This window comes from Micromonospora sp. NPDC048935 (assembly GCF_043197875.1).
GTDB lineage: Bacteria > Actinomycetota > Actinomycetes > Mycobacteriales > Micromonosporaceae > Micromonospora.
In genome coordinates this window covers 324,923-331,433 of record NZ_JBICTZ010000010.1, presented here as the reverse complement: position 1 = coordinate 331,433, position 6,511 = coordinate 324,923, and the positions used below count along the sequence as shown (strand labels likewise).

The window sequence follows — 6,511 nt, the reverse complement described above, 5'->3', positions numbered from 1 at the left end:
ACAGACGTCCGACATCATCAACCACCGGAAATCCGTGCGCTCCTCGACACCGGTACCCCGCCCCGGCGGCTGCGCACCCGGCATCCCCAGGAACTCCGGCTTCGGCCCGGCCGACATGCGGGCCGCCGCCGCGGGCGAGCCGGTGGACACACCCGGGTTGGTCCCGGTGTCGACGCTCGTCAGCGCACCGAGCGTCGCCGTCGCCGGGCTGACCGCCGGCCCGTCCGGAGTCTGCGCGAACGCCGGGGTCGCCAGGCCCGCGCGGCGGGGCTGCTCGACGAACGCGACGTGCCGCCACGAGTTCGCGGTCAACGCGCCGGTGTTGTCGTACGACATGCCGAGCAGATCCAGGCCGCTCTCCGGCACGAGGTTCCACTCCTTGCAGGCCACCTCGCAGGCCTTGCAGCCGATGCAGACACTGGTGTCGGTGAAGAACCCCATCCGCGGCGGCGCGTCCTCGTAACCGGCGTCCGGCGCCGGGTCCAACGGGCCGTACAGGGCGTTGGCGTGGGGCATGGGTCAGACCTCCTGGTCCGGGCCGCCGTCGGCGGAGTCGGTCGTGACCTGCGGTGGGTAGTGCGGGTTGAGGTCCCCGGACCGCCGCCGGTAGTCGATGACGAGTTCCTGGAGTTGGAGCCCGCGGGGGCGTCGCCCCGGCTGGATGTCGCAGGTGCCGACCTTGCTCTCCTGGATCAGGACATTCGGGTCCAGGCTGATGCCGAACAGGTCGTTCGCCGAGTCGCCGGTGACCAGACCCTCGAAACCGAAGTGGTACGGCAACCACACCTGGTGGATGATCCGACCGTCCACCCGCAACGGGGTGAGCCGGTCGGTCACCAACACCTTCGCCTCGATGGCCGCGCGGGCGGTCACCAGGTGCGCCCAGCCCAGGTGGGTGAGCCCGCGTTCGACCGCCAGCTCCGGCGACACCTCGACGAACATCTCCGGTTGCAGCTCGGCAAGCGTCCGCACCGTCCGGCTCATCCCGCCGGCGGTGTGGTGCTCGGTGAGCCGGCTGACCGTGAACACGTACGGGAACACCTGACTGTGTGGTTCCGGTGGGCTCGGGTTGAGCGTGTTGATCGGGTGCGTGTAGACCTTGCGGGTCGGATTCGCCTGCTGCCGGTAGAGCGGGTTGCGCACCGGTGACTCCACCGGCTCGTAGTGCGTCGGCAGCGGCCCGTCCAGCACGCCTGTCGGCGCGTACAGCCAGCCCTTGCCGTCGCCCTGGAGGATGAACGGGTCGTCGCCAGCGATGCCCGCCACGCCCGAGGCGTCACGCTCCGGCCGGTACGACGGCGGTTTGGTCTTCTCGAAGTCCGGCACGTCGTAGCCGGTCCACTCGGACTTCTCCGCGTCCCACCACACGTAGCGTTTGCGCTCACTCCACGGGTTGCCGTCCGGGTCGGCGGACGCACGGTTGTAAAGGATCCGCCGGTTCGCCGGCCACGCCCACCCCCACTCCGGGGCCACCAGGGACTGTTCCGCACCGGGTTTGCGGCGGGCGGCCTGGTTGACGCCGTCGGCGTACACGCCTGTGTAGATCCAGCAACCGCCCGCGGTCGAGCCGTCCTCCTTCATCTCGGTGAAGGAGGCCAGGGGGCGGCCGGTCGCCACGTCGTACCCGTTGATCTCATAGAGCACCGACTCGGCGCTCGGTTCGGCGTGCGGACCGTGGGTGGGGTAGTTCCAGTTGAGGTCGAGCAGCGCCCGGTCGCGCGGCCGGGTCGACGATGCCAGCCGGTCCCTGACGATCCGCCCGAGGTGGTAGAAGAACCACAGCTCGGAGCGGGCGTCACCCGGTGGCTCGACGGCCTTCTCCCGCCACTGCAACAGCCGCTGCGTCTGGGTGAACGTGCCCTCCTTCTCCACGTGCGAGGCGGCCGGCAGGAAGAACACCTCGGTCCGGCACTCCCCCGTCACGATCTCGCCGGTCTCGATCTCCGGGGCGTTCTTCCAGAAGGTGGCACTCTCGATCTCGAACAGGTCCCGGACGACCAGCCAGTCCAGGTTGGCCATGCCGAGACGCTGCGCGCGGCCGTGCGCGGAGCCGACCGCCGGGTTCTGCCCGAGCAGGAAGTACCCCTTGATCTTCCCGTCGATCATGTCGAGCACCTGCTGGTAGGTGCCGTGGTCACCGGTCATCCGCGGTAGGTAGCCGTAGCAGTAGTCGTTGTCGGCGGTGGCCGCGTCACCCCAGTACGCCTTGAGCAGGTTGACGCCGTAGGTGCGCGCGTTGCCCCAGAAACCCTTCTGCCCGGGGTGCGCGATGCTGTCCACCCACTTCCCCAGCGTCGGGTGGTTGGCGTGGTGCGGCATCGGCAGGTAGCCGGGCAGCAGGTTGAACAGCGTCGGGATGTCGGTGGAGCCCTGGATGCTGGCGTGCCCGCGCAGGGCCATCACACCGCCACCCGGGCGACCCATGTTGCCGAGCAGCAACTGGATGATCGCGCCGGTACGGATGTACTGCACACCCACGCTGTGCTGCGTCCACCCCACCGAGTAGACGAGCATGCCGGTCCGGTCCCGGCCGGAGTTCTCCGTCCACGCCTGGGCCAGTTCGAGGAACTTCTCCTGCGGGATGCCGCAGACCCGTTCCACCATCTCCGGGGTGTAGCGGGCGTAGTGCTGCTTGAGGATCTGGTAGACGCAGCGCGGGTGCCGCAACGTCTCGTCGCGCTCGGTCTCGCCACCCACCGGGGCACCGTGTGACTCGTGTTCCAGCCCGGCGCCGGTCTCCCGCTGGATCTCGGTGTCGCGGGTCGTCTGGGTCTGACTGCTGCCCTCGTAGCGCCAACTGGTCTGGTCGTAGGAGGCGTTCTCCTCCTGGAAGCCGGAGAAGAGCCCGTGCAGGTCCTCGGTGTCGACGAACTCGTCGGTCACGATCGTCGCGGCATTGGTGTAGGCGACGACGTACTCCCGGAAGTCCAACTCGTTGTCGAGGATGTAGCGGATCACCCCGCCGAGCAGGGCGATGTCGGTGCCGGCCCGGATCGGCAGGTACGAGTCGGCGAGCGCGCTGGTCCGGGTGAACCGGGGGTCGACGTGGAACACCTTCGCGCCCTTGCGCTTGGCCTCCATCACCCACTGGAAGCCCACCGGGTGCGCCTCAGCCATGTTCGAGCCCTGGATGACGATCACGTCGGAGTTCGACAGGTCCTGCTGGAACTGGGTGGCACCGCCGCGACCGAAGCTGGTCCCCAGACCGGGGACGGTGGCGGAGTGTCAAATACGGGCCTGGTTCTCGATCTGGAGCGCCCCCATCGCGGTGAACAACTTCTTGATGAGGTAGTTCTCCTCGTTGTCCAGCGTCGCGCCACCCAGGCTGGAGATGCCGAGCGTCCGGTTCAGCGGTCGACCCTCGGCGTCGACATCCTCCCAGGTCTCGTCCCGGGCGGCCAGGACCCGATCGGCGATCATGTTCATCGCCGTGTCGAGGTCGAGGTCCTCCCACTCGGTGCCGTACGGCCGGCGGTAGCGGACCGTGGTCTGCCGCAGCGGGCTGGTCACCAGGCTCCTGCTGGCCGAGCCCTTCGGGCAGAGCCGACCCCGCGAGATCGGGCTGTCCGGATCGCCCTCGATCTGGCTGACCTGGCCGTCCTTGACGTACACCCGCTGCCCGCAGCCGACGGCGCAGTACGGGCAGATCGAACGGGCCATCGAGTCGGCGGTGTCGGTGCGGGCGGTGAGCGCCCGGGACCCGTCGGACTCGGCCGCCGCACCCCGGCCGAGGGGGTCGGTGCCGGTGAGCTGGCGGTAGACCGGCCAGCCCTCGATCCAGGTCCGCACCCCCATCGCCGCACCTTCCCGACCAATCCCGCCAAATATGAACACTCTGACGTTAGATGAGGTGCCGGCCCGGTCGCAGCGGGATCACAAAGTCATGCCTCCCCCGGCCCTTCGTGCGGGCCGGGAGAGGCGGGGATGACGGCGCTGGTCAGCTCGGTTGCAGCCGGCCCACGTGCTGGTCGCCGAAGGTCCGGTAGCGGCGCAGCTCCCAGAGCAGCCAACCGATGCTGATGATCGCCAACACGACGAAGACCAGTGAGCCGGAGAACGTGTCCCACAGGGTGTGCAGGACGACGACACCCAGGAACGTGCCGAGGAACCCGAAGAGCCGACCGACGCTCGGGCTCGCCAACAACGCCCACAGCGCACCGGCGGTCAACCCGGTCCAGGCGGTGTGACCGGCGGGCGCCGTCAGACCCCGGATGAAGAGCGTCTGCTCCACCGCGCCGATGTCGCCCTGCGAACTCAGCAGCGCGCTGAAGGCGTAACCCATCGTCTCCAGGGCGGCGAAACCCATGCCGGCGGCGATGCCGATGATCAGCCCGTCGGAGGGCACCCGCCGACGATGCTGGGCCACCACCGTGAACAGCAGCACCACCGGGACGATCAGCTTCGCCGACTCCTCGATCAGTGCCACGAACAGCATGGGAAGGGTGCCGAGGCCACGCAGGGTGTCGTACTCCAGTGTGCCGGCGACCACCGTGCCGATCACCCCGCCGAAGAAAGCCGACGTCACCAGCACCGACGCCGGCACCTGCCACCGCCCGGTGCGGGCCTGCGCGAACGTCAGGAACGTCAGCGGCACCAGCGTCGCCCCGAGCAGGATCAGCGCCGGGACGAAGTTCGGATTCTTGGTGCTGACCAGGGTCCGCAGCACCGCCATGTAGAGGATGAGCCCGACGACGAGCACCCCGACCCACGCCCACCGGCGCCAACGATCACGCATACCGCGCAGTCTGTCGGATCCAGGTTACGAACACTAGCTCCGCGCCCGGTTCGGGTGAGGTCGCGACGTGCCGAGCGAAACCACGACACCGGGGACGAGTGCCGGTCGTCCTCTGGTCAGTGCTCCGTCCCGGGTCTGGCGTGGGCGGCGAGCCAATTCGGCGGCAGGGGGATGGTGTGGAACCACTCGCGCGAAATCTGGCCGTAGAACGGCGCCTTGAGCACCGGCGTTCCCCCGCCGAACCGGGCGGCGGCAGCGGAGGCCCGCCGGACGTTCAACCACCAGCCGCCCCTCCCCCGGGAGTGGACGATTCTGTTGCCCTGGACGAGGCCGACGTGACGGCTCATGGGTGGCAGATTACTTGTGGTCCACACTCGACCCTGAAAGTAGACGATGGCGTCGATATTGGACCAGGGTTCGCGCGTCGCCGGCCTGCCGAAGTCATCCGGGCCCAGGTAGACGCCCTGCTCGTCAATCGCGAAGAGCACCTCCCGCCGCATCGCGCTCAGCACGCGACGACGTGAAGTGGCGAGGAGGATAACCTCGAACAGCACCCCGAGGATGAAGAACAGAAAGCGAACGGACAGGTCCTGTAGGCCGATCACGATGGCCGTGACCGGTAACAGGCTGTACAGCGCCAACGTCAGTCCGGTCCGGAGGCGGCTGCGCCGGACCACGTACGCCGAAGGCGCATCCACTCTCATGGCTACAAGATAGCGAGTGCGGCCCACGGAGGGTATGCGATCCGGTGCGCCGAAGGCCGCCGCTGGTCCCGGTGGCCGGGGATGCCCGCACATCCTTTGCTCTGCACCCGCCCGCGCACCACGCACGGTCCGTAACTGGCGCACGGGCGGGTGCAGAGCAAAGGACGTGGTACCAGGGGGTCGGGCCCGACCGCACGTCAGCCAGGGCGTCGGATCCGCCGGGTTGGATGCTCAGACGGCGGCGGTGCTCGCCACGGCTCCCGTCTGGTGCCGACCGGTCACGCAGTACACATCGCCGGAGTTCGCCCGGTGCGGCAGGTCGCGCAGGTGTGCCGCCATGTCGGTCGCGGGCAGCCACCTGTCGAAGGTCATCGACTTGTCGTCGCCCAGCGCGACGTCGAAGCCGTCGAAACCGAGCGCCGTCAGCCGATCGAGACTCCGACCGGCAACCGCGCGCGCGATCGTGGTGAACTCGAAGGAGAGCGCCGGCAGCGAACGGCTCAGGCCGGCCAGCACCTCGTCCTCGAAACCCTCCACGTCGATCTTGGCGAAGGTCGGCACGCCGTACTCGCCGATAAGCGCGTCGACGGTGACCACCGGGACCTCGATGTCGGCATCCCACACCTCGCTCTCCCAGCCACCGGCGCCCCTCGCCGCCCGCACGAAGTCGGGCGAGGCGGTCGACACGGTGGGGTTGGTGGAGTTGACGTGCAACCGGGTGCGCCCGGTCTGCGCGCCACACGCGGCTTCGACAAGCGTCACCCGGTCGTCGTCGGCGTAGATCGCCCGCAGGGCGCGCAGGCACAGCGGCTGCGGCTCCACGGCGACGACCCGGGCTCCGAGGCGACGGAAGCTGCCGATGTGGTCGCCCACATGGGAGCCGATGTCGAAGACGAGATCCCCACTCGTGACGAACCGGGAGTAGAAGGCGTCCATCCGCGCGTCCCGCTCGGGGTCGCCGTAGTAGACGTCCAGCGACCGGTGCAGCGGGGACATCCCCGGATCGGTCCGGAGCGCGGCGATCCTGGTGTCGGTGGTAGCCGTCATCTGTGTGGCTCCCGTTCGTGAGAGA

Annotated in this window: 4 protein-coding genes and 1 pseudogene; all 5 read right to left on the bottom strand. The window is 68.9% G+C overall.

Features of this window, described 5'->3' with window-relative positions:
• Positions 1–516 (bottom strand): annotated as a pseudogene (locus ACGFIW_RS26210) (4Fe-4S ferredoxin); the annotation flags it as partial.
• 3 nt (positions 517–519) lie between these two features.
• A complete protein-coding gene (gene fdh / locus ACGFIW_RS26205; protein ID WP_393320836.1) occupies positions 520–3,795 on the bottom strand; it encodes a formate dehydrogenase in 3,276 nt (1,091 codons plus the stop codon).
• A 142-nt stretch (positions 3,796–3,937) separates the two neighbouring features.
• Positions 3,938–4,735 carry a PrsW family intramembrane metalloprotease gene (locus ACGFIW_RS26200; RefSeq protein ID WP_393320833.1) on the bottom strand — a complete coding sequence of 266 codons (798 nt, stop codon included), beginning with the start codon at positions 4,733–4,735 and terminating at the stop codon, positions 3,938–3,940.
• Between the two features lie 116 nt (positions 4,736–4,851).
• Positions 4,852–5,439 carry a hypothetical protein gene (locus tag ACGFIW_RS26195; protein WP_393320830.1) on the bottom strand — a complete coding sequence of 196 codons (588 nt, stop codon included), beginning with the start codon at positions 5,437–5,439 and terminating at the stop codon, positions 4,852–4,854.
• A gap of 231 nt (positions 5,440–5,670) precedes the next feature.
• Positions 5,671–6,486, bottom strand: a complete 816-nt coding sequence (locus tag ACGFIW_RS26190) for an FkbM family methyltransferase (RefSeq protein WP_393320828.1) — start codon at positions 6,484–6,486, stop codon at positions 5,671–5,673.
• Positions 6,487–6,511: the final 25 nt, after the last annotated feature.

Excerpts from the sequence above, each read along its gene's own strand:
- ACGFIW_RS26195 (WP_393320830.1), bottom strand. The coding sequence starts at position 5,439 with ATGAGAGTGGATGCGCCTTCGGCGTACGTGGTCCGGCGCAGCCGCCTC.
- ACGFIW_RS26190 (WP_393320828.1), bottom strand. The coding sequence starts at position 6,486 with ATGACGGCTACCACCGACACCAGGATCGCCGCGCTCCGGACCGATCCG.
- ACGFIW_RS26200 (WP_393320833.1), bottom strand. The coding sequence starts at position 4,735 with ATGCGTGATCGTTGGCGCCGGTGGGCGTGGGTCGGGGTGCTCGTCGTC.